The sequence below is a fragment of the Pseudodesulfovibrio karagichevae genome, assembly GCF_041414475.1.
Lineage (GTDB): Bacteria > Desulfobacterota > Desulfovibrionia > Desulfovibrionales > Desulfovibrionaceae > Pseudodesulfovibrio > Pseudodesulfovibrio karagichevae.
On the sequence record NZ_JBGLYH010000022.1, the window covers coordinates 35,843 to 56,887 of the forward strand.

At 64.6% G+C, this 21,045-nt stretch carries 20 protein-coding genes and 2 tRNA genes; 13 read left to right on the top strand and 9 right to left on the bottom strand.

Features of this window, described 5'->3' with window-relative positions:
* The first annotated feature begins 227 nt into the window (after positions 1-227).
* Complete coding sequence (locus AB6M95_RS09450; protein WP_371386491.1) at positions 228-1,844, top strand: methyl-accepting chemotaxis protein; 1,617 nt, start codon at positions 228-230, stop codon at positions 1,842-1,844.
* Positions 1,845-1,897: 53 nt separating this feature from the next.
* Here the strand turns inward: AB6M95_RS09450 and AB6M95_RS09455 are convergent.
* The 3 genes from AB6M95_RS09455 to AB6M95_RS09465 form a co-directional block, all read right to left on the bottom strand.
* A tRNA-Asp gene (locus AB6M95_RS09455) sits at positions 1,898-1,974 on the bottom strand.
* Positions 1,975-2,020: 46 nt separating this feature from the next.
* Positions 2,021-2,096: transfer RNA gene (locus tag AB6M95_RS09460), tRNA-Val, on the bottom strand.
* Positions 2,097-2,278: 182 nt separating this feature from the next.
* Complete coding sequence (locus AB6M95_RS09465) at positions 2,279-3,562, bottom strand: NOL1/NOP2/SUN domain family protein (protein ID WP_371386492.1); 1,284 nt, start codon at positions 3,560-3,562, stop codon at positions 2,279-2,281.
* 207 nt (positions 3,563-3,769) lie between these two features.
* On the opposite strand from AB6M95_RS09465, the gene AB6M95_RS09470 reads away from it, so the two are divergent.
* From AB6M95_RS09470 to AB6M95_RS09505, 8 genes are all read left to right on the top strand, one after another.
* Positions 3,770-5,428, top strand: a complete 1,659-nt coding sequence (locus tag AB6M95_RS09470; protein WP_371386493.1) for an FG-GAP-like repeat-containing protein — start codon at positions 3,770-3,772, stop codon at positions 5,426-5,428.
* Between the two features lie 52 nt (positions 5,429-5,480).
* Positions 5,481-6,488: a TRAP transporter substrate-binding protein gene (locus AB6M95_RS09475; RefSeq protein WP_371386494.1), complete on the top strand. Its 1,008-nt coding sequence runs from the start codon at positions 5,481-5,483 to the stop codon at positions 6,486-6,488.
* A gap of 55 nt (positions 6,489-6,543) precedes the next feature.
* Positions 6,544-7,032: a TRAP transporter small permease gene (locus tag AB6M95_RS09480; protein ID WP_371386495.1), complete on the top strand. Its 489-nt coding sequence runs from the start codon at positions 6,544-6,546 to the stop codon at positions 7,030-7,032.
* Positions 7,032-8,333: a TRAP transporter large permease gene (locus AB6M95_RS09485; protein ID WP_371386496.1), complete on the top strand. Its 1,302-nt coding sequence runs from the start codon at positions 7,032-7,034 to the stop codon at positions 8,331-8,333. Before AB6M95_RS09480 ends, AB6M95_RS09485 begins: the two co-directional genes overlap by 1 nt.
* A 358-nt stretch (positions 8,334-8,691) precedes the next feature.
* On the top strand, positions 8,692-11,079 hold the full coding sequence (locus tag AB6M95_RS09490; RefSeq protein WP_371386497.1) for an intermembrane phospholipid transport protein YdbH family protein: 2,388 nt from the start codon (positions 8,692-8,694) through the stop codon (positions 11,077-11,079).
* Between the two features lie 12 nt (positions 11,080-11,091).
* Positions 11,092-11,301: a hypothetical protein gene (locus AB6M95_RS09495; protein WP_371386498.1), complete on the top strand. Its 210-nt coding sequence runs from the start codon at positions 11,092-11,094 to the stop codon at positions 11,299-11,301.
* Positions 11,291-11,653 (top strand): YdbL family probable chaperone protein, encoded by a 363-nt coding sequence (locus tag AB6M95_RS09500; RefSeq protein ID WP_371386499.1) that lies wholly within the window; start codon positions 11,291-11,293, stop codon positions 11,651-11,653. The genes AB6M95_RS09495 and AB6M95_RS09500 overlap by 11 nt, the downstream gene beginning before the upstream one ends.
* Positions 11,654-11,867: 214 nt before the next feature.
* Positions 11,868-12,776, top strand: coding sequence for an RluA family pseudouridine synthase (locus AB6M95_RS09505; protein ID WP_371386500.1), 909 nt, complete (start codon positions 11,868-11,870; stop codon positions 12,774-12,776).
* Positions 12,777-12,781: 5 nt separating this feature from the next.
* On the opposite strand, the gene AB6M95_RS09510 is transcribed toward AB6M95_RS09505, so the two are convergent.
* On the bottom strand, positions 12,782-13,318 hold the full coding sequence (locus AB6M95_RS09510) for a hypothetical protein (protein WP_371386501.1): 537 nt from the start codon (positions 13,316-13,318) through the stop codon (positions 12,782-12,784).
* Between the two features lie 9 nt (positions 13,319-13,327).
* On the bottom strand, positions 13,328-13,750 hold the full coding sequence (locus AB6M95_RS09515) for a hypothetical protein (protein ID WP_371386502.1): 423 nt from the start codon (positions 13,748-13,750) through the stop codon (positions 13,328-13,330).
* A gap of 135 nt (positions 13,751-13,885) precedes the next feature.
* On the opposite strand from AB6M95_RS09515, the gene AB6M95_RS09520 reads away from it, so the two are divergent.
* Together AB6M95_RS09520 and AB6M95_RS09525 are read left to right on the top strand one after the other, a co-directional pair.
* The gene (locus tag AB6M95_RS09520) at positions 13,886-14,446 is read left to right on the top strand and encodes a BON domain-containing protein (protein ID WP_371386503.1); all 561 of its coding nucleotides are present in this window, start codon (positions 13,886-13,888) and stop codon (positions 14,444-14,446) included.
* Between the two features lie 9 nt (positions 14,447-14,455).
* Positions 14,456-14,968, top strand: coding sequence for a C40 family peptidase (locus tag AB6M95_RS09525; protein WP_371386504.1), 513 nt, complete (start codon positions 14,456-14,458; stop codon positions 14,966-14,968).
* Here the strand turns inward: AB6M95_RS09525 and AB6M95_RS09530 are convergent.
* From AB6M95_RS09530 to AB6M95_RS09545, 4 genes are all read right to left on the bottom strand, one after another.
* Positions 14,965-16,284 carry a DUF697 domain-containing protein gene (locus tag AB6M95_RS09530; RefSeq protein ID WP_371386505.1) on the bottom strand — a complete coding sequence of 440 codons (1,320 nt, stop codon included), beginning with the start codon at positions 16,282-16,284 and terminating at the stop codon, positions 14,965-14,967. The two genes, AB6M95_RS09525 and AB6M95_RS09530, sit on opposite strands and share 4 nt — an antisense overlap.
* 102 nt (positions 16,285-16,386) lie before the next feature.
* Positions 16,387-16,920, bottom strand: coding sequence for a hypothetical protein (locus AB6M95_RS09535; protein WP_371386506.1), 534 nt, complete (start codon positions 16,918-16,920; stop codon positions 16,387-16,389).
* A gap of 32 nt (positions 16,921-16,952) precedes the next feature.
* The gene (locus tag AB6M95_RS09540) at positions 16,953-17,186 is read right to left on the bottom strand and encodes a hypothetical protein (RefSeq protein ID WP_371386507.1); all 234 of its coding nucleotides are present in this window, start codon (positions 17,184-17,186) and stop codon (positions 16,953-16,955) included.
* Positions 17,187-17,188: 2 nt separating this feature from the next.
* Positions 17,189-18,661: an alpha,alpha-trehalose-phosphate synthase (UDP-forming) gene (locus AB6M95_RS09545; RefSeq protein ID WP_371386508.1), complete on the bottom strand. Its 1,473-nt coding sequence runs from the start codon at positions 18,659-18,661 to the stop codon at positions 17,189-17,191.
* 211 nt (positions 18,662-18,872) lie between these two features.
* Here AB6M95_RS09545 and AB6M95_RS09550 point away from each other — a divergent pair, with 211 nt between their 5' ends.
* Entirely contained in the window at positions 18,873-19,133 is a 261-nt protein-coding gene (locus tag AB6M95_RS09550) for a co-chaperone GroES (RefSeq protein ID WP_371386509.1), read from the top strand.
* A 175-nt stretch (positions 19,134-19,308) separates the two neighbouring features.
* The gene (gene groL / locus AB6M95_RS09555; RefSeq protein WP_371386510.1) at positions 19,309-20,895 is read left to right on the top strand and encodes a chaperonin GroEL; all 1,587 of its coding nucleotides are present in this window, start codon (positions 19,309-19,311) and stop codon (positions 20,893-20,895) included.
* Positions 20,896-21,045: the final 150 nt, after the last annotated feature.

The window sequence follows — 21,045 nt, forward strand, 5'->3', positions numbered from 1 at the left end:
GCCCTTGAAACGGCTTGGCATAAAGCCGACGCCACCTTTCGCCGCATGTGCCCGCGGGGCGCCCGTTTTTACCTCCGCCGACATAAACAATCCAGCAAATACAAACAGGTATGTTGGACTATTATTAAGCTTTGCGCCCCCCTACAAAATATCCGCCATTCCATGCTATGGTGTCTTTGAATCCCTCCACCTGGAAACTACAAGCCTAAAAAGCATGGCAGGTCCTTATGCTCAACAACGTCAGTGTGAAATTGAAAACAATCATCCCCGCACTCGCAGGGCCGGTGATCATTGCGCTCGTCCTGGGAGGGCAGCAGATCCACACCATACACGACAAAAGCGAAGAGGCCCTGCTCATGCAAAGCAAGGCGATCGTCCTGATGGCCGAGGCGGCCCGCAACGAGATGAGCGACAAGATCAACTCGGGCATCATCAAGCCGTTCGATCAGATCCCGGCTGACCAGGTCGTCAACGCGGTGCCCGTCATCACCGCCATCAAGATGGCGATGGCGAATGCGGAAAAGGCGGGCTACGCCTTTCGGGTTCCCAAGGAGTCGCCGCGCAACCCGGCCAACACCCCGACCAAGCTGGAGGCAGCGGCCCTGGCCGAGATGAAGGCGGCCAACAAGGAGGAGCTCACCCTTATCGACGGCGACCACATCCGCTATTTCAAGGCGATACGCCTCACCAGGGAATGCCTGTACTGCCATGGGGACCCGGCCGGGGAAAAGGACGTGACCGGAGGGACGAAGGAAGGCTGGAAAACAGGCGAGATCCACGGCGCTTTCGAGATCATCAGTTCTCTTGCCGCCTCAAAGGCGGACTCGCGAAATGCGGCGATCTCCTTTTCTCTCTGGACCCTTCTGATCCTGGGCGTCATAGCCTTGATCGTGACTTGGATACTGCGTTCATCCGTGCTGCGCCCCCTGCTGGAGATCACCTTCCTGACCGGCGCCATGTCCGAAGGCCGTTTCAAGGGCGGGATCGAAAAAACCGCCAACGATGAAATAGGCAAGGTCGGGAAATCCCTCAACTCGATGATAACCAGCCTGGGCAGCGTGATCAAAACCGTCACCGGAGCCGCCGGAGAAGTCAGTACGGGAAGCCGCGAGCTGGCGGCCGCCGCCGACAACGTGGCCACGGGCGCGGCGCAACAGGCCGCCAACGTGGAGGAACTCTCCGCCAGCATGGAGGCGATGACGCACCACATCATGAAAACGGCCGACAATTCGGCCACGACCAAGGAGATAGCCGTCAAAAACGCGGCACACGCCGAACGCAGCGGGAAAAGCCTCTTGGAAGGACTCGGCGTGCTCAAGGAAATCGCGGACAAAATCCAGGTCATCGAGGAAATCGCCCGACAGACGAACCTCCTGGCCCTGAACGCGGCCATCGAGGCGGCCCGCGCCGGGGAGCATGGAAAAGGCTTCGCCGTGGTGGCTTCCGAAGTTCGCAAATTGGCGGAAAAAAGCGGTCTGGCGGCCCAGGAGATAATCCGGATATCCGAGGCAAGTGTGGAAGTGGCCGACAATGCAGGGACCCAGCTCGCCGAAATGATACCCGAAATTCAACGTACGGCCGAATTGGTGGAGGAAATAGCCGAGGCCAGCGCCATTCAGGACGAGAACGCCAGACAGATCAACCAGGCCATCATGGAACTCGGCAACGTGGTCCATCAGAACGCATCCGCCGCCGAGGAGATCTCCAGCACCGCCAGGGAGCTCGCCGCCAGATCCAAGGAGCTGACGGACGCAACCGATTTCTTTGACGTGGAAGGCGAAACGGTCTTCTCCGTTGCGCAACTCTGTGAACAAGACAGTAAAAAATCCTGCCCCCGGGAGTAGGCCCCGATAAAGAAAAAGCCCTTACAACGAATTGTAAGGGCTTGATCTTTTAGTGGCGGAGCCGACGAGACTCGAACTCGCGGCCTCCGGCGTGACAGGCCGGCGTTATAACCAGCTTAACTACGGCTCCGCACTTATATGATAAAAGGTGTTAAGCGTACCCTCTATTTCAAAGATGGTGGGCGCGACAGGGCTCGAACCTGTGACCCTCGGCTTGTAAGGCCGATGCTCTCCCAGCTGAGCTACGCGCCCGCAGGAAGAGAGTCTTTAGCTTGGCGGGGTCAGCTTGTCAACTTCTTTCGGCGGCGAGGCCGCCCACTCGTCCAAGCCTTGATCCGCATTCAGCGACGAACGGCATACTGCCCTTACGCCTCTCTTTTATCAACGCTTTTTACTATTTTTTTTGCGCGATACAACTTGCTGAAATCTAAAGATCATTTCGCAGACCAGAGAAGCCGTCCACCCTTCCGGGCCAGCCAGCCCACGGGCAGGCCCCGATAATACAGGCCCACGCTCCCCCTGCCCTGCCCAAACGGCACGCTCTGGCCGGTGAACAGCCGCTCCAGGACCGCCGTGTCGTCCGCGTCGAGCACGTCGCAGGCGGCCCGGGAGGGGTCCGCGGGGAGCAGCACGCGGGCCAGGGGCGCGGGGGTGAACTTGGCCCGGTCGCCCTTGCCCGCCGCCTTGCCCAGGGGGAACCCCTGCCAGCGCAGGCCGTCGGGCACCAGGCCCAGGGCCCTCCGGTGGAGAAAGTATGCCTTGCCGCCGAAATCGTAGACCTCGCCAGGAGGCAGCCGGGTCAGGTCCAGCTGGTCGCCGCCCACCATCCTGGCCAGGTCCAGCCGATCGCCGGGCAGGTCTCGTTTTTGCGCGCTCTCACCAATGATTGCGCTCTCACCGTTCCGCTTGACGAACCGGGCCAGGAAGAACCCCTGGCCGTCCGAGTCCTCGGCCACACGCAGGACGCCGTCCATGCCCGGCATGTGCGGGGGCTCGAAGACGAACCCTTCGGGCTCGGCAAGCGGCGCGAGCTCAAGGTCGAGAGTCTTGAGGGCCCATGCAACCTGCGCCTCGTTTTCCTCGATGTTGGTGGTGCAGGTGGAGTACAGGACCGTGCCGCCGGGACGCAGCATGGCCGCCGCCTTCTGAAGGAGCGTCTTTTGCAGGGAGACCAGCGGGGCCGTCTTGGACCCGGACCAGACCTCCATGACCTTGGGATTCTTGTCCACGGTGCCCCATCCGCTGCACGGCGGGTCGAGCTGGATGTGGCTCCAGGAGCCGTCCGCAAAGGGCAGGTCCTGGGCCATGGCCTTGGCCGTGGCCGCGTTGACCGAGCCGGTGCGCCGCAGGTTGGCACGCAGGGTGCCCAGCCGGTCGGCGGAGGGCTCGGACGCGAAGACGAACCCCTGCGGCCCGACCAGGCGGGAGAGCAGGCTCGTCTTGCTGCCCGGCGCGGAGCACATGTCCAGGACGTCGGCTCCGGCCGGCGGGTTCAGGGCCAGCGGCGGCAGCATGGAGGAGCGGTCCTGGATGTAGATCAGGCCGAACCGGGCGGCGAGACTTTCACCAAGGGGAAACGGCTCATGGATCAGCCTGCGGGCAAAGGCGTAGAACGGCTCGGGCCCGAAATCGAAACCCTGCGCGCGAAGCAGCCCTTCCACCTCCGGAACGGCCGGTTCGTCGCAGACCAACCTGAAGGTGCGTCCGAATTGAATCATGTATTCTCCCTGAAGCGTCCCGCGACCGGACCGCCACTATATCGTCCGGCCCGCCGCCGACGCAGCAATAGCCGCTATCGTCCGCCTTATCAACTCGCTTGGCCCTTTGCATCCGGCCGGGAAACTGGTACAAGGGGCTCCCGTGCGAAACCGCATGTCCACAAAAGTCACAAAAGCAAGGTTATCACCTACCTTCCGGAGGAATACATGGCAAGAAGACCCCTCACAACCGTCTTGATCGCCCTTGCGGCCGCCCTGCTCCTGGCTGTTCCGGCCATGGCCCAGGAAGCCAGGACCTTCGCGGTCCTCCCGTTCGTTTACAACGGGCCCCAGAAATACGAATACTTTTCCAAGGCCGTGCAGGCCAGCCTCGAGAACGACCTGGAATGGATCGGCCATGCCGAGCCCACGGCCAAGGACCTCCAGTCCGTGGCCGTGCCCAAGGACAAGGGCGCGGCCCTGAACGCCCTGCGCAGCCTGGGCGTGGACTATATAATGTACGGTGAGATCGCCATCCTCGACCAGAAGGCGCACATGCGCATCGACACGGTCGCGGCCGATGGCCAGTCCTGGCAGAAAAAGGGCGAGGTGGGCATCGACGAGATGACCAGCTGGCTGGACAACCAGGCCAAGCTCCTGCAGGGCGACGTGTTCAACCGCCCGGGCTACGGCACCGTCGAGAAGGAAAAGGCCGCCAAGAACACGATGCAGGCGACGGCCCCCTCGGAGAGCCCGTTCATCGCCGCCGACGGCCAGGCGGCCTCCCCGTCCAACACTCTCAACCCGCAGTTCCGCTATGAAGGCGGCACCGAGACCACCGGGCGCTGGAGAAGCCAGACCCTGCCCTTCTTCTCCTACGGCATGTACATCGCGGACGGCGACGGCGACGGCCGGAACGAAATCTTCATTCTTCAGGAATCGTCCATCTCGGCCTACCGCTACAAGGAGGGCAAGCTCCAGCTCCTGACCTCCTTCGACCTGCCCGCCAACGTCATGTGCATGCGCCTCGAGATCGCGGACCTGGACCGCGACGGCCTGCCCGAATTCGTCATCGGCGCCTACCAGTTCCAGGATCAGGGCGGCGTCCGGGCCCCGCGCGGAAAGCCCCAGTCCAGCATCCTTTCCTTCGAGGGCGGCAGATTCAAGTATCTGGTCAAGAAGGTGGACCGATTCCTGGGCGTGCTGCGCATTCCGCCGACCTACATGCCCATCCTGGTGGCCCAGAGAAAAGGCCAGCGCGACCTCTTCGACAGGCACATCAACGAGGCCTTCCTCAAGAACGGCGACATAGAGATCGGCCAGGCCGTGCCCGTGCCGCCCTTCGGCAACGTGTACAACCTGACCTATCTGCCCGACGGCCTGGGATACAAGTGCGTGGTCATCAACAACAGCCACAAGCTGGTGGTCTACAGCCAGTCCTTCGAGCGGCTCTACGAGAGCGACGAGACCTACAACAGCTCCGGCGTGGTCATCGAGACCGCCGACAAGATGGTCGGCATGGGCGGCGGCCCCACCGAGGAGCACGGCATCACCTACAACATCCCCATCCGGGGCATCACCGCGCCGCTGACCTCCAACAAGCGCTACGAACTGCTGCTCAACCGCGACCTGTCGGCCACGGCCCAGGTGTTCAAGAACTATAAATACTACACCCAGGGCGAAATCCACTCGCTGGTCTACGACCAGGTGGGCCTGAACCTGGCCTGGAAGACCCGGCGCATCAAGGGTCAGGTCTCGGATGTGGCCCTGGCCGACCTGAACAACGACGGCAATCAGCAGCTGTGCGTACTGGTCAACACCTTCGTGGGATACGGCTACGGCAACCGCAAGACCCTGGTCCTGGCCTACGACCTGAACGCCAAATAGGGGGGGCGGCCGACCGGCCGCTCCCAACCATACGCATTTCAAGGAGAGAGTGATGCGAAAAACAATGTCCGTGCTGGCCGCGAGCCTGGCCCTGATCGGCCTCATGTCGGCCACGGCCCTGGCCGGGACCATGGTGACCTACGCCAACTTCCCGCCCGCCAAGACCTTCCCCTGCGTCCAGATGGAACGCTGGAAGACCGAGGTCGAGAAGCGCACCGGCGGGAAGCTGACGGTCCAGACCTTCCCCGGCTCCACCCTGCTCGGGGCGAAGAACATGCTGCGCGGCGTGCAGACCGGACAGGCCGACATCGGCTGCATCTCCATCGCCTACTACCCCGGCGTGTTCCCGCTCATGTCCGCGGTCAACCTGCCCGTGGCCTTCACCTCCACCGAGGCGGCCAGCCTGACCATGTGGGACCTCTTCCAGAAATACCAGCCCGAGGAGTTCAAGGACGTCAAGGTCCTGACCATGTTCACCTCGGCCCCGTCCCAGATCATGAGCAAGGAGCCGGTCAAGACCCTGGCGGACCTCAAGGGCATGGAGCTGCGCGCCTCGGGCACCATCCTGCGGGTCCTGAGCGGCCTGGGCGCCCAGGGCGTGGGCATGCCCATGTCCGAGACCCCCGAGGCCCTGCAGAAGGGCGTGGTCAAGGGTCTGGTCTCCTCCTTCGACGTGCTCAAGGACTTCAACTTCGCCGACATCTGCCGTCATGAGACCATCACCAACCTGCCGGTCTACCCGTTTGCCGTGATCATGAACAAGGCCAGGTGGGAATCCCTGTCCGGCGATGTGAAGGACGTGCTCAACGACCTCGGCCGCGAACAGGCCCAGTGGACCGGGCAGTACCTGGACGCCCACATCAACGATTCCCTGAACTGGTCCCGGGAAAAGTATCAGGTCGAGGTCTACAAGCTGACCCCGGCCGAGCACGCCGAGCTCAAGAAGCTGGGCCAGCCCCTGGTCGACGACTGGAAGGCCGAGTGCGCCAAGGCCGGCATCGACGCCGACGCGGTGCTCAAGGACCTGCTCGAGTACCAGGCCAAATACGAATCCCTCTAATCGCATACATCACCGCCCCCGCGTCCGCGCGGGGGCGTTTTTTTCGGGGCCTCCCATGATGCATTTCCTTGATCGCGCCAGCGAGCTCGTCGCTCGGGCGCTGGCCGTGCTGGCCGGTGTGTTTCTCGTCTCTATGATGCTCCTGGCCTGCGCCAACATGGTCCTGCGCGCGGTCTGGGTGCCGGTGCAGGGCACCTTCGAGCTCATGGGCTTCCTCGGCGCGGTGGTGGCCGCCTTCTCCCTGGCCTTCGCCCAGCGGCGCAAGGCGCACATCGCCGTGGGCATCCTGCTCACGCGCTTTCCGTCCTGGTTCCGCCGCCTGGCCGACGCCGCGACCAACGCACTGTCCTGCGGCTTCTTCCTCCTGGCGGGCATCGAGACCTGGAAATGGGCCGCCTTCCTGGTCCAGACCGGCGAGGTCTCCGAGACCCTCCAGATCGTCTATCATCCCTTCGTGTTCGCCTCGGCCGCCGGGTGCATCGCCCTGGCCTTCGTCCTGGCCGTGGACACGCTCAAGGCCCTGACCCAGGAGAAGGTGGCGTAATGGATCCGATCACCGCCGGCATCCTCGGCACCCTGCTGCTCCTGGTCTCCATCTTCCTGTTCCGCATCCCCGTGGCCTTCGCCATGGGCATCATCGGCTTTTCCGGCTTCGCCTACGTGCTCAACTGGAACGCGGCCACCGGCATGCTCGGCACCGAGCTGTGGAACGTCTTTTCCAACTACGGGCTGACCGTCATCCCTCTGTTCATCCTCATGGGCCAGATCTGCTTCTACTCGGGCGTGAACGAGCGGCTGTACAAGTCCGCCTATGCCTGGATGGGCCAGATCCGGGGCGGCATCGCCATGACCACGGTCCTGGCCTGCGCCGGGTTCGCGGCCATCTGCGGGTCCAACTCGGCCACGGCCGCGACCATGTCCACCGTGGCCCTGCCCGAGATGCGCAAGTTCAAGTACAACCCGATCCTGTCCACAGGCTCGGTGGCCGCGGGGGCGACGCTCGGCGTGGTCATCCCGCCGTCCGTAGTCCTGATCATCATCGGGTTGCAGACCAGCCAGTCCATCGCCCAGCTGTTCGTGGGCGGCATGGTCCCCGGCGTCCTGCTGACCGTGCTCTTCCTGGGGACCATCTGGTATCTCTGCAAGCGCCACCCCGAATGGGGTCCGGCCGGTCCCAGGACCACCTTCTCCGAAAAGCTGCGCTCCCTGCCCGGCTCCATCGAGATGGTCACCCTGTTCTTCCTGGTCATGGGCGGCCTGTTCATGGGCCTGTTCACCCCCACCGAGGCGGGCGCGGCGGGCGCGGCCCTGGCCCTGATCATCGCCACGGTCTCGGGCAAGATGAGCGTGGAGAAATTCCGCCTGGCCGTCAGCGACACCCTCAAGATTTCCTCCATGATCATGGTCATCATGCTCGGCGCGGTCATCTTCGGCCGTTTCCTGGCCATCACCCGCCTGCCCTTCGAGGCAGCGGACTGGGTGGCCGGGCTGCCCATCCCGCCGGTGGTCGTCATCATGGTCATCTGCCTGATCTACGTGGTCGGCGGCATGGTCATGGACGCACTGGCCCTGCTCCTGGTGACCATCCCCATCTTCTTCCCGGTGGTCACGAACATGGGCTACGACCCCATCTGGTTCGGCGTGCTCATCACCGTGGTCACCACGCTCGGCGCCATCACCCCCCCGGTGGGCGTGAACCTGTTCATCGTCGCGTCCATGGCCCACGACGTCACCATGACCGACGCCTTCAAGGGGGTCGCGTATTTTGTGGCCGCCTATGTCATCTGTGTCGCGCTGCTCCTCGCGGTTCCTCAGTTGGTCACGTTCCTACCAAGCCTCATGTAGAAGGTGGCGGCACAGCACGTAATGCGGCTCCCGATAGCGGGCCATCCGCACTTTTTTCGCGAGGCCATTTAATCCTCACGTAGACTGCTACGCTGCGGTTAAATGACCTCACTAAAGATGCACTGCTGACCCACTCTCGAAAGCCTATCCCGAGCGCGGGGGACTGAGCCGCTGTCGGGTGCTGCGCACCCGATTCGCTCCACGAAGAGGGAACAGGCCCCTTGGTTCATGTCGGACCAGGGGCTATTTATGCGCCTTGCCCCGCGAAGCGGATACTCAAGGTTTAGGAGGGGGAGAGGGATGGGGGTCCGGAGGCATTCCCTTGCCAACCGGTGACCGGGGCTTGTATGGGTAATGCATGGCGAAATCCCTTGGCAAATCCATACTGAAGTGGACCGTGCTGGTCGCGCCGTGGGTGCTCACGGTCTTGCTGGCCGTGGGCTGGTGGCTGACGGTCTGGACGCCGGGGTATCTGGAGCGGCTGGTGCCGAAGCTGGCGGCGGACATGGGCCTCAAGCTGAGCGAATTCCACGTGCGCAACGCCGGGCTGTTTTCGGCGGACATCGGGCCGGTGCGGCTGGGGGAAGGCGCGGACGGGCTGACCCTGGCCAACGTGCACGTTACCTATTCTCCGACCTCGCTCAGGGCCGGACGGGTCAACGCGGTCCGGCTGGACGGGCTGCACCTGGCCTGCTCCTATGACGGTAAGCGCTTCCGGCTGCCGATACTGAACATGCTGCCCGCCTCAAACGAGGGCGAAGACTCCGTGAAGGGCGCGCCCGTTCCGGCCCTGCCGCTGGACACCCTGACCCTGCGCGACGCGGTCCTGGACTGCGAGATCCTGGGCCGATCGGTGTCCGTACCAGTCAATGCCGAGATCACGCCGGGAAAGACCGTGTCGTTTAAGGCCGAACTGATGCCGCGCGACCAGGCCGTGCGCGTGACCGGGGCCCTCGGGCCGACCCTGGACGACCTGTCGCTCACGGTCACGGCGGACGCGCTCCGGGTGGGCGCGTTCAGCGATTTTCTGCCCATGCCGCTGGAGGGCACGGCGGCCGTGGCGGCCACCGCCGAAGTGGACCTGGCCGACCCGGCAAAGGCCGCCGCCGATCTTTCGCTGGCCCTGTCCGGCTGCGACCTGCGCGCCCTGGGCGTGGAGCTGGCCGACGGCGCGGTCATCGGGATCAAGGGACGGCTGGAGGATCGGGAGGTCATCTTCTCCATGAACCGCGTGGCTCTGGCCGAGCCGTACCCGGCGTCCCTGGCCATCCCGGCGGGCAGGCTCGGCGAGAACGAGCTGTCCGCGCAGTTCTCCGTGGCCGGGGCCGGGGTGGAGATGGGCGGCCGATTCGACGCCCTGCGCAAGGGGGACGGCGGCCTGTGGGACGTATCCCTCACGGCGGCCAACCCGGACAACCTGACGGTGCGCACCTCGGGCCGTATCATCAAGCTCAACGGATTCATCTTTTCCCTCCAGGGCACGGCCGGGCCCGAGACGGCGGACGTGGTCCTGAACTGCGGCACCCGGGGCACGGCCTTGGAGAACACCGGATTTTCCTCCGGCCCTATGCGGTTGACCCTGCCGCTCCAATGGCCCGCGCCCAAGGCGAACAAGCAGGGGACCATCAGCCTGTCGAACCTCGGGCTGGACAAACGCAAGCTCGGCAACGTCAAGGCCGGGGTACGCCAGGAGGGCACGGACCTGGCCTTTGGCGGGACCCTGTACACCGAGCTGCTGCCCGGCCTGCGGGTGCCCTTTTCCGGGCGGTCCTCCATGGTCCGCAACGAGTCGGACGTGACCTTCAGGGTGGCCGGTTACGCCCTGCCCGACGGATTCGACCCGGCCACGCTCGCGCCCGCGCTCAAGGGCGTGGCGCTGAGCGGAACGCTGCGCGCGGACGGCGGCATCAACGTCGGCGAGCGCGGCGTGGACAGCCGCTTGGAGGTTTCCCTGACCCATGGCAGGCTGACCATGAACGAGGGCAACACGGTGGTCGACGGCATCGACCTGGCCTACGACACCCCGGACCTGTTCACCCTGCGCAGCGCCCCGGCCCAGACCCTGTCCTTCGACTCGCTGACGGCGGGCGACATTGCCTTGACCAAGGGGCGGGTGGTCTACCAACTGGAGTCCATGGGCTCCATCCTGGTGGAGCAGGCCGGGTTCGACTGGTGCGGCGGGCACGTGTCGAGCAGGGCCTTCCGCATCGTGCCCGAGTCCGACGAGTACGCGGTCACCCTGTTCTGCTCCGAGCTGAAGCTCTCGGAGATCCTGGGCCAGCTCGGGCTGGCCAAGGCCCAGGGCGAGGCCGCCCTGTCGGGCGAATTGCCGGTGACCTGGAAGAACGGAAAAATTTCGTTCAACGGCGGATTTTTGCACTCCACGCCGGGCGAAGGCGGGACCATCCGGGTGGAGGCCATGCAGGATCTGGTGGACGCCATTCCCGAGGGCACGCCCGAACGCGGCCAGTTGGAGCTGGCCCGCGAGGCGGTCCGGGACTTCGACTACAAGTGGGTGCGCATCAAGGCGGACACCGTGGGCGAGGATCTGCTGGTGCGCCTCTCCGTGGACGGCAAGCCCGCCTCGACCCTGCCCTTCGTCTACAAGCGGGAGTTCGGCGGATTCATCCGCGTGACCGGCGACGTCAAGGGCTCCAATTTCCAGGGGTTGCGCCTGGACGTGAATTTCAGCGTACCGCTGGACCGGATTTTGCTGTATAAGGACATCACACGCATGATCGAATAGGGAGAACATGCCATGAAACATTGTTTAGCCGCTACGGCCTGCCTCCTGCTGCTCTTCGCCATGGGCTGTTCCACCAGCCACAGGGTGGAGGTGGCCCCGGTGGAGGTCAAGCCCATCCACATCACCATCGACGTGAACGTCCGGGTCGACCGGGCCCTGGACGATTTCTTCTCCGACGTCGACGAAGCTCCAGCCGCACCGGAGGCGACCAATGCGAAATAAAACCCGATTCGTCCTCATATTGACCCTTGTCCTCGGACTGGCGGCAAGCGCCGCCCTGGCCGGGCCGCTCAAGGACCGGTTCATCGCCCGCAAGCCCGCCGTGGCCGCGCTTTTGGCCGACGGCACCGTGGGCGAGAACAACCAGGGATTCCTCGAATTCCGTGGGGCCAGGAAACAGGCCGACGTGGTGACCGCCGAGAACCAGGACCGGGCCACGGTCTACGCGGCCATCGCCAAGAAGACCAACACCACCCCCGACCTGGTGGGCCAACGCCGGGCGTCCCAGATCGCCCAGCAGGCCCCGTCCGGCACCTGGCTGCAAAACCCCGACGGCACCTGGTACAAAAAATAACCCCACACCAACTCTTCGCCCCCCCACTCCCCTTTCGCGAAGCGACCCAAAAAGTTTAGGAAGGAAGAGGGGATGGGGGTCCGAGGGAAGGGGAGAGGGAAACCCTTTTCTCAAAGGGTTTCCCTCTCCCCTTCCCCCGGCCGATCGCTGCTGTCCTCATCCGTAAGGCTCGAAGACTCGCCAACGGCTGGAGGCCCGGAGGCACCCCAATAATATGCCGGAAACACAATTCGTTATCGTCACGCAGGCCGAGTCGGGCCAGAAGCTGTTGCAATTTTTGGAGCGGCGGCTGACCGGCGAGGTGCCGCGTTCGGCCATACAGAAATGGATCCGCACCGGCCAGGTGCGCGTGGACAAGGGCCGCAAGAAACCTTTTGACCGCATCGAGGCCGGGCAGTCCGTGCGTATTCCGCCGTACACGCCGGGCGAGGGCAAACAGGTGTCCGAGACGGGCGACCTGAAGGTGGCCTTTGAGGACGCCGAGCTGCTGGCCGTGGCCAAGCCCGCCGGGCTGGCGGCCCACGGCGGCGACGGCGTGACCGACTCGGTCACGGCGCGGCTGCGGGCCAAGTACCGCGACGCGGCGTTCATGCCCACCCTGGCCCACCGCCTGGACCGCGACACCTCGGGCCTGCTCCTGGCGGCCAAGAGCTACGAGGCCCTGCGCGAGCTCAACGACTTGTTCGCGTCGAACGGCGTGGCCAAGGTCTACCTGGCCTGGGTGGAGGGACGGTGGGACGAGCCGGACGGCGCGCTGCTGGAAGACGTCATGGAGAAACGCGGCGAGCCGGGTCGGGAAAGGGTCCGCACCGGATCGGGCAAGACGGCACTGGCGCGGGTCACCGGGCTCGTCACGGGCCGGGACCGCTCGCTGCTGGCCGTGCGCCTGCTCACCGGGCGCACGCACCAGATCCGGGTGCAGCTCGCCACACGCGGGCACCCCGTGGTCGGGGACAGGAAGTACGGCAAGGCCGGTTCGCGCACGTCACGGACATCCATGCGCCTGCACTGCTACGCCCTGCACGCCGGGGAGCGGACCATCAGCCTGAAACCGGCCTGGTCCGGCGGCTGGGAGGTAGACCGGGAGGCCCTGCAAAAGGCCCTCGGGCTGCTCTTCGACTGAGCCCGCTACCAATCTATGGAAATGTCCTGTTCGGCCCTGCGGTCGAACTCGGCCACCTCGTCCAGATGGGCGGCCATGTAGTCGTCGTTCCCGACCAATCCGTCGCACTCCCCTTCGGGACGCGGGCCGAACTTGACCACGGCCACCACGTCGCTGTCCAGGGAGACCACATAGGCCCGGACCAGCTGGCACAGTCGAGGCAGCCAGGAGGTCTGCGGCGGGTAGGCCTTGATCCCGCTCTTCGGGGCCTCGATGGACCGGCCGATGAGGTCCTCGAACTTGGCCCGGTCCATGCTGGAGACCAGGACCGAGGTGCCGTCTTCGGCGCGGTAGAGCCAGCCCTCGATGGTCGCGCCCATGAAGTCGCGGTGCACGCGCTTTGCGTATTCGAGATCCGGGCCGAGCGTGACGGTCACGGCGTTGCCGGTATCGGTCCGAGTAACGCGGACCACGTTGTCCGTGCGGTCCTCGGCCAGCGGGCCCCGGGCCGCGCAGGCGGCCAGGAGGAGCAGCAGCGGGATGAGCAAAAGCAGGCGTTTCATGGTCTTCTCCTATTTCCAGCCGATGACGTCGTAGCCCTTTTCGCGCAGGCAACGGTCGACGAAATTCTTGTGGATGGTTGTCGGATCGCCGGACTTGAAGCCCTCGTTGACCGCGCTTCCGGCCGCTGCGGCCCCGCCCGTGGCGGCGGCTGCCCGGCCCACGTTGTTGCCCATGATCGCGCCGAAGACCGCCCCGGCGGCCGTGCCTATGGCCCCGGACCTGGCCACGTTTCCGACGGCCGCGCCCGTGTCCGTGGCGTTGGCCCCGGCGGCCTCGGCCTTCATGATGCAGTCGTCTATGTCGACCTGGACCACCTGCATGCCCACCTCGTCCAGGTGCGCGTTCGGGTAGAGGACGGGCCGCTTGGGGCCGCAGCCCGCCAGAAGGCATCCAGCCAGAAAGAGCATGAGAATGTACAGCATTCGTTGCATCGCGCCACCTCCAATGGCAGTATGGGGAGTATGAGGAAATAGGCGTACCGGGTCAATGGCCCCGGCCGCCGAGGTTGCCACCTCAGCCCAAAATCGGTATATAGAGATACTCTAGGAAAAATCAGGGAGAGCTCCATGCACCACAAAAAACTTATATTTTCGATTGTTATGCTCATGGCCGTAGGCCTGTTCGCCAACGGCTGCACGGTCTACGACGTGGCCGTGGAGGAACGCAACGTGGGCGACTACGCCAGCGACGAAAAGATCGCCTTCCTCATCGAGAAGGATTTTCTGGCCGACGATCTGGTCAAGTACATGGACTTCGACGCGTCCAGCTATGAGGGAATGGTCTACATCGTGGGCGAGTACGAGTCCCGCGCCCAGGTGGACCGGGCCGTCAAGATCGCCAAGTCCGTGGAGGGCGTACGCTCGGTGACCACCTACCTGCTGCCCAAGAAGGCCAACGACTCGTGCGGCACCACCGACAACCTGGAGCTCTACGCCAAGGTCAAGAACCTGCTCGTGCAGGACAAGGACATCTGGTCCACCAACGTGGAGATCAAGACCGTGCAGTGCAACGTGGTCCTGCTCGGCATCGTCGGATCGGCGGCCGAGCGCGACAAAATCATTGCTCACGCCAAGTCCGTAAAGAGCGCGCGGTCGGTCAAGTCCTTCCTGCGGATCAAGCGCGGCTAGACGGCGGTCATGCGGACAGGCCGGACAAGCGGACTGCTCCCCGCGTTCGGGCTGGCGGCCTGCGCGCTGCTGCTCTGCGCCTGCGCGGCGACGGCGCCGGTCGCGCCGCCTCCGCCCGAGGCCGTGGTCCGGCCCGAACCCGCCGCGCCCAAGGCCGCAAAGATCATCCGCCTGGCCCGCGCGCTCGTCGGCACCCCGTACAAGTGGGGCGGCTACTCGCCGAAGACCGGTTTCGACTGCTCCGGGTTCATCTGGTACGTCTACCACCAAAACGGCGTCAATCTACCACGCATATCGTGGCAGCTGCTCGGCGCGGGCAAGCCGGTCCGGCGCGCGGACATCCGGCCCGGCGACCTGGTCTTCCACCAGGTGGACAAGGACGGCAAGTCCCTGCACGTGGGCATCGTCACCGAGCGGGGCACGTTCGTGCACTCCCCCAGCTCCGGCAGGCGGGTCATGGAATCGAGCCTCAATTCGCCCTTCTGGTCGGAACATTATCTGAGCGCGCGGCGCGTGCTCTAGCCGTCTTCGGACGTTTTCTCCGACTTCTCCGGCCGCTTCTTTCGGCGCAGCAGCGTGTCGCGCACCGAGCGCACGCCCTGCTCCACCGACTTGCCCGTGGAACGCAGCGCGCCCCTGGCCGAACCGGCCGCGCCGGTCACTGCTCCCCCCGCCTTTTTGGCCAGCCGCCCGGCTCCGCCCGCCGCGTCGCGGACCTTGCGGGCCGACTTCCGCACGGCCCCGGTCGTGGCGTCCACGACCTTGTCCACGGCCCGGTCCACGCCGTCCACCGCCGAGCGGGCGGTATCCGAGACCCCGCGCCCGACGTTTTTCGCCCCGTTGCCCACGGCTCCGGCCGCGCCCGTGACGCCGCGCCCCACGCTCCCGGCGGCCCCGGTCACGCCCTTGCCCATCGTGGTGAAGGCCTTCTTGGCCCCGCCCTTGACCGCCCGGGACGAGCCCTTGACCAGCAGTTTGGTCACCTGGGTCACGGTCTCGCCCGAGATGGACATGAACATGCGCGCGGCTTCCAGGGTGGCGGAGCGGCGCATGGCCCCGCGCCTGTCCAGGTCCAGGCTCATGTAGTTGCGGGCCACGATGCCGCAGCGCATGGCCAGGAGCGCGTTGGTGGAGCCGCTCAGGATGGAGCTGGTCACGGTGGAGGCCACGGCCTCGGCCCCGGGCATGACCCCCAGGGCGGACCCGGCCACCAGCGGGCCCATGAGCTCGTGGACGTACTCCTCGATGCCGAATTCCTCGATGGACCCGGCCAGGAACGAGGTCGCCGCGATGTTCACGTACAGGTTGACCAACTCGCGGTAGTGCGGCCGCTGGGCGTAGAGCTTGGAGATGCGCCAGGCCAAGCGCGAGATGAGAAAGAGGACCACCAGGGAGTCAAGCCGCCCGTTCTGGGACACGGCCGAGCCGATGAACACGCGCTTGGCCGTGCTGCGGATCTCCTCGTCCGCCCGCTTGCGCAGGACCTCGAGCCCGAGCTCCAGGCCCGATTCGTCGCGCACGTCGACCCCCGAGTCCTTGAGCACGCGGTTTCGGGACAGCCGCTTCACGAGCTCCCGGCGAAACGCGTCCATCTCCTCGGGGGTGGGATCGGCGTGGACCAGGAGCGGCTTGGGCCGGACCAGGGCGAGGGAGCCCCACCAGGCCAGCGAGGCCAGGACCACGGCCAGCAGCCCCCAGAAGACCCAGGGGGCCAGCGCCGGATTGATGCGCCCGGCGAAATCGGCCAGCCCAGCGATGCAGTTGTACAGGAAGACGAAAAACGATCCCAGGATGATGATCCCGGCGATGGTCAGGAAATTCTTCATCTGTTTCGACATGGATTCCTCCACGCACAGGATAAGCACGACCAGACCAAAGGCAAATGGCGGAAAAGGCCGCCCCGATCCGGGACGGCCTCGAAAAAGCCGATCAGGCGGCCGCTACTCCTGAGGAATCAGCGGCTTGTAGTACATGCCGATCTTGATGCGGTCCGTGGCGAACTGGCTCTTGAGCTTGACCTTGAGGTCGTCGGTCTCCCAGCGGTACTCGTCCCAGCCGTCCGACTGCTTGTGGTCGGGCAGCCCGTAGGAGTCCATCAGGGTGGCCACCACCTGCTTGACGTCCTGGGCTTTGGCGATCTCCACCAGCACGGTGTAGAGCTTGCCCAGCCGGAAGCCGTAGGTCACGTTCGCGCCGTCGACGTTGAACACGCCGCACGGCTCGGTCTTGGTCACCTTGTAGTATTTCACCCCGGCCACGGTGTGGGAATAGGTGATCTCCTCCACGGAGGAGACGGGCGCGCCCCAGGGGATGGAGCCGCACCCCTCCACGGCGGGCTGCGCGGGCGCGGCCGACTCGGTCTCGGCGGCCAGGGCAAAGACGGCGGAGGCCAGGATCATGGACAGCATCAGGACCGGAATCAGCAGGCGGGTCTTCAAGGCGGGCTCCTTGTTCACGGGTTCCATTATACTCATATGCATACCTTTTCCGAAAGGGCCAGCGGCTGTCAACCGTTGGTTTTGGTTCCCTTGTAGGTGAAAGCCTTTTTATCCATCGTGTAGTGGCTCCCCCGGTCGATGCCCACGGCCCGGCCGCAGGGGCAGAAGACCTTGCCGTCCCGTTCCTCCATGTTCCACACCTTGTCGATACGGTCCTTGTGGCAGCGGTGCACCTCGCCCTGGCCTATCTTGTGATAGCGCCACAACTTGCGGCGGCAGTCGGCGCACTTGAGGACGAGCACGGCTAGACCCTGTTGAAGTGCACGGTGTCCGCCTCGGGGAAATCGTCCAGAGTCTTGGCGATTCCCGCCCGAAGGAAGGAGTCCACCCAGCGGAAGATGTTGTTGCGGCGGATCTGCTCGCGCAGCCGGGCCATGTGCGCCCTGCGCTCCTCGAGCGGCCAGTGCAGGGCGCGGTGCAGGGCCTTGGCGATGCCCTCCACGTCGTACGGGTTGACCAGGTAGGCGTGCCGCTGCAGCTGAGCGGCGGCACCGGCGAACTCGCTCAGGACCAGGACCCCGTCGCCCTTGTTGTTGCAGGCGCAGTACTCCTTGGCCACCAGGTTCATGCCGTCGCGCAGCGGCGTGACCAACCCCACGTCGGCGGCGGCGTAGTAGGCCACCAGGTCCTCGTGCGGCAGGCCGCGATAATGATAGTGGACCGGCACCCATCCGGGGAAGGAGAACTCGCCGTTGACCCGGCCCACCAGTTGCTCGATCTCGGTCCGAAGCTCCTTGTACTCGTCCACCTCCTCGCGGCTCGGGACCGCGATCTGAATGAAGTTGACCTTGCCCTTGAGGTCCGGATAACGGCGCAGCAGGGTCTGGATGGAGCGGATGCGCTCGGGGATGCCCTTGGTGTAGTCCAGCCGGTCCACGCCGAGGATGATCTTGCGGTGCCGCAGCGCCTCCTTGAGGTCGAAGGCCTTCTGGACCACGGCGGGCCTGGCCGCCATCTCCGAGAACTGGGCGAAGTCGATGGAGATGGGGAACGCCCCGGCACGGAACGAGCGGTTGCCCATGTTGATGGTCACCACCGCGCCGCGCCCCTCCACCTTGGCCTCGGGCATGAGCCGGTGCAGGCTGCCCACGAAGTTGCGCCGGTCCTGGACCGTCTGGAAGCCCACCAGGTCGAACTCGGTCAGGGCCTGGATGAGCTTGGACCGCCACGGCAGCTTCATGAAGATGTCCGGCGGCGGGAAGGGGATGTGCAGGAAGAACCCGGTGTTGCGCCGCACGCCCATGGACTTGAGGAAAAAGGCCTGGTGCATGAGGTGGTAGTCCTGGATCCAGATGTAGTCGTCCGGCGAGGAGCGCCGGGCCACGGCCTCGGCGAACTTGAAATTCACGTCCAGGTAGGTGCGCCAGTAGCGGGGATGGAAGCGGCAGCGGCTCTGCAGGTCGTGGAACAGCGGCCAGATGATCTCGTTGGAAAAGCCGTAGTAGTAACCGTCCACGTCCTCCTCGGTCAGGGGCACGGTGCACAGCTCGTACCCGGCCTCCTCCGTGAAGTCGGCCAGGAGTTCGTCCATGTCGGCCTCGCCGTCCGACGCCCCGGACCAGCCTATCCACATGCCGCCCCGGTTCCTGAGCACCGGGGCCATGGCCGTGACCAGGCCTCCCGATCCCTGTTTGATCTTCCAGCCGTCCTCCTCCTTGCGGAGGGCGACCGGAAGGCGATTGGAGACCACCACCAGCCGTCTTAGCGCGGGTTCCATTCTGTACCTTCTCCCGTTTTCTCGGTTAGTTGATTTTTTCTCTACCTATAGCACTACCCCGCTTCCACGGGGATTTCAACCTGGCCTCCGAAACGGTCGGGAAAAATATCCCGCCCGCCTGTTGACACCGCCTATACCGTACTTATCTCTTGGCCCAGTCGAAACATACGCCGCCACTGCTTGCGGTGAAGACAGCATAAGGAGACTTTTCATGGGTTTGAAACCGCTCAATGACCGCGTCATCGTCCAGAGGAAGGAAAAAGAGGAAAAGACCGCCGGGGGCATCTACATCCCTGATTCCGCCAAGGAGAAACCCCAGAACGGGATCGTCGTGGCCGCCGGCCCCGAGTGCAAGACCGTCAAGGAAGGGGACATCGTCCTGTTCGCCAAATACGCGGGCAGCGAATTCAGCATGGACGGCGACGAGCTGATTGTCATGCGCGAGGACGACATCCTCGGCGTCTTCGCATAAAACGGCGCATAGCGGTCCAATTGCTTCGTTGCTTCAAAGCGGCCAAACCCTCGCGTAGGAAGACTACGCTTCGGCCTTGTCCGCTTTTCGCGCCTCGCACTTGAACCACTCCGCACCGTTTTACCGAACGGAAATCACCATTACAGACAACCACTTTTCATAGGGATTAGGAACAATGTCAAAAGCAATTGATTACAAAGCGGTAGCCCGCGAGGGCATGCAGCGCGGTGTCAACACCCTGGCCAACGCCGTCAGGGTCACCCTGGGCCCCAAGGGCCGCAACGTCATGCTCGAGAAGACCTGGGGCGCTCCCCAGGTGACCAAGGACGGCGTGACCGTGGCCGAGAAGATCGACCTCGAGGACAAGCTCGAAAACATGGGCGCCCAGATGGTCAAGGAAGTGGCCAAGAAGACCAACGACATCGCCGGTGACGGCACCACCACCGCCACCGTCCTGGCCCAGGCCGTGTTCAACGAAGGCGTCAAGCTCCTGGCCGCCGGACGCAACCCCATGTCGCTGAAGCGCGGCATCGACGCCGCCGTGGCCGCCGTGGTCGAGGAGCTGGACAAGATGGCCAAGCCCATCAAGAAGACCTCCGAAATCGCCCAGGTGGGCGCCATCTCCGCCAACAACGACATGACCATCGGCGAGATCCTGGCCGAGGCCGTGGACAAGGTCGGCAACAACGGCGTCATCACCGTCGAGGAGTCCCAGGGCCTGACCACCGAACTGAACGTGGTCGAAGGCATGCAGTGGGACAACGGCTACCTCTCCCCCTATTTCGTCAATAACCAGGATGCCCAGAACGTCACCTTCGAGAATCCGTTCATCCTCCTGGCCGAAAACAAGATCTCCAACATCAAGGCGCTCGTGCCCATCCTCGAGGCCGTGGCCAAGGCGGGACGCCCCCTGCTGATCATCGCCGAGACCGTGGAAAACGAGGCCCTGGCCGGACTGACCATCAACGCCATGCGCGGCGCGCTCAAGGTCTGCGCCGTCAAGGCCCCGGGCTTCGGCGACCGCCGCAAGGAAATGGTCCGCGACATCGCCATCATGACCGGCGCCACCCCGGTTTCCGAGGACACCGCCGTGACCCTGGAATCCATCCGTCCCGAACACTTCGGCACCGCCAAGAAGGTCGTGATCGACAAAAAGAACACCCTCATCGTGGACGGCGCGGGCGACAAGAAGGCCATCGAGGCCCGCTGCGACGAGATCTCCAACATGGCCAGCAACGCCACCAGCGACTATGACCGCGAGAAGCTCCAGGAGCGGCTGGCCAAGATGGTCGGCGGCGTGGCAGTGGTCAAGGTCGGCGCGCCCACCGAGATCGAGATGAAGGAACGCAAGGACCGCGTCGAGGACGCCCTCAACGCCACCCGCGCGGCCGTTGACGAAGGCATCGTCCCCGGCGGCGGCACCGCCCTGGTGCGCGCCGGAAAGGCCCTCAAGGCCCTCAAGGGCGCCAACGACACCGAACAGGCCGGCATCGACATCATCGCCCGCGCCATCGAGGAGCCGCTCAAGCAGATCGCCAACAACTGCGGTCTCGAAGGCACCGTGGTCGTCGAAAAGGTCAAGGAGCTCAAGGGCAACAACGGCTTCAACGCCGCCACCGGCGAATACGCCGACCTCGTCAAGGAAGGCGTCATCGACCCCAAAAAGGTCACCCGCATCGCCCTGCAGAACGCCGCGTCCGTGTCCAGCATGCTGCTGACCACCGAATGCGCCATCTCCGACTACGTCGCCGACGAAGACTAGTCTCCCCGATTCATCGATAATAAAAAGAGCGGACGCGCATGGCGCGTCCGCTCTTTTTTTTGCCTCCGGCGGCCGGGGGAAGGGGAGGAAAAACCCTTTGAAAAGGGTTCTTTCCTCCCCTTCCCCCGGACCCCCATCCCCTCCTTTTCC

Excerpts from the sequence above, each read along its gene's own strand:
- AB6M95_RS09550 (WP_371386509.1), top strand. The coding sequence starts at position 18,873 with ATGGGTTTGAAACCGCTCAATGACCGCGTCATCGTCCAGAGGAAGGAA.
- AB6M95_RS09465 (WP_371386492.1), bottom strand. The coding sequence starts at position 3,562 with ATGATTCAATTCGGACGCACCTTCAGGTTGGTCTGCGACGAACCGGCC.
- AB6M95_RS09485 (WP_371386496.1), top strand. The coding sequence starts at position 7,032 with ATGGATCCGATCACCGCCGGCATCCTCGGCACCCTGCTGCTCCTGGTC.
- AB6M95_RS09475 (WP_371386494.1), top strand. The coding sequence starts at position 5,481 with ATGCGAAAAACAATGTCCGTGCTGGCCGCGAGCCTGGCCCTGATCGGC.
- AB6M95_RS09495 (WP_371386498.1), top strand. The coding sequence starts at position 11,092 with ATGAAACATTGTTTAGCCGCTACGGCCTGCCTCCTGCTGCTCTTCGCC.
- AB6M95_RS09505 (WP_371386500.1), top strand. The coding sequence starts at position 11,868 with ATGCCGGAAACACAATTCGTTATCGTCACGCAGGCCGAGTCGGGCCAG.
- AB6M95_RS09520 (WP_371386503.1), top strand. The coding sequence starts at position 13,886 with ATGCACCACAAAAAACTTATATTTTCGATTGTTATGCTCATGGCCGTA.
- AB6M95_RS09500 (WP_371386499.1), top strand. The coding sequence starts at position 11,291 with ATGCGAAATAAAACCCGATTCGTCCTCATATTGACCCTTGTCCTCGGA.
- AB6M95_RS09470 (WP_371386493.1), top strand. The coding sequence starts at position 3,770 with ATGGCAAGAAGACCCCTCACAACCGTCTTGATCGCCCTTGCGGCCGCC.
- AB6M95_RS09450 (WP_371386491.1), top strand. The coding sequence starts at position 228 with ATGCTCAACAACGTCAGTGTGAAATTGAAAACAATCATCCCCGCACTC.
- AB6M95_RS09510 (WP_371386501.1), bottom strand. The coding sequence starts at position 13,318 with ATGAAACGCCTGCTTTTGCTCATCCCGCTGCTGCTCCTCCTGGCCGCC.
- AB6M95_RS09530 (WP_371386505.1), bottom strand. The coding sequence starts at position 16,284 with ATGTCGAAACAGATGAAGAATTTCCTGACCATCGCCGGGATCATCATC.
- AB6M95_RS09535 (WP_371386506.1), bottom strand. The coding sequence starts at position 16,920 with ATGAGTATAATGGAACCCGTGAACAAGGAGCCCGCCTTGAAGACCCGC.
- AB6M95_RS09525 (WP_371386504.1), top strand. The coding sequence starts at position 14,456 with ATGCGGACAGGCCGGACAAGCGGACTGCTCCCCGCGTTCGGGCTGGCG.
- AB6M95_RS09515 (WP_371386502.1), bottom strand. The coding sequence starts at position 13,750 with ATGCAACGAATGCTGTACATTCTCATGCTCTTTCTGGCTGGATGCCTT.
- AB6M95_RS09490 (WP_371386497.1), top strand. The coding sequence starts at position 8,692 with ATGGCGAAATCCCTTGGCAAATCCATACTGAAGTGGACCGTGCTGGTC.
- AB6M95_RS09545 (WP_371386508.1), bottom strand. The coding sequence starts at position 18,661 with ATGGAACCCGCGCTAAGACGGCTGGTGGTGGTCTCCAATCGCCTTCCG.
- groL (WP_371386510.1), top strand. The coding sequence starts at position 19,309 with ATGTCAAAAGCAATTGATTACAAAGCGGTAGCCCGCGAGGGCATGCAG.
- AB6M95_RS09480 (WP_371386495.1), top strand. The coding sequence starts at position 6,544 with ATGATGCATTTCCTTGATCGCGCCAGCGAGCTCGTCGCTCGGGCGCTG.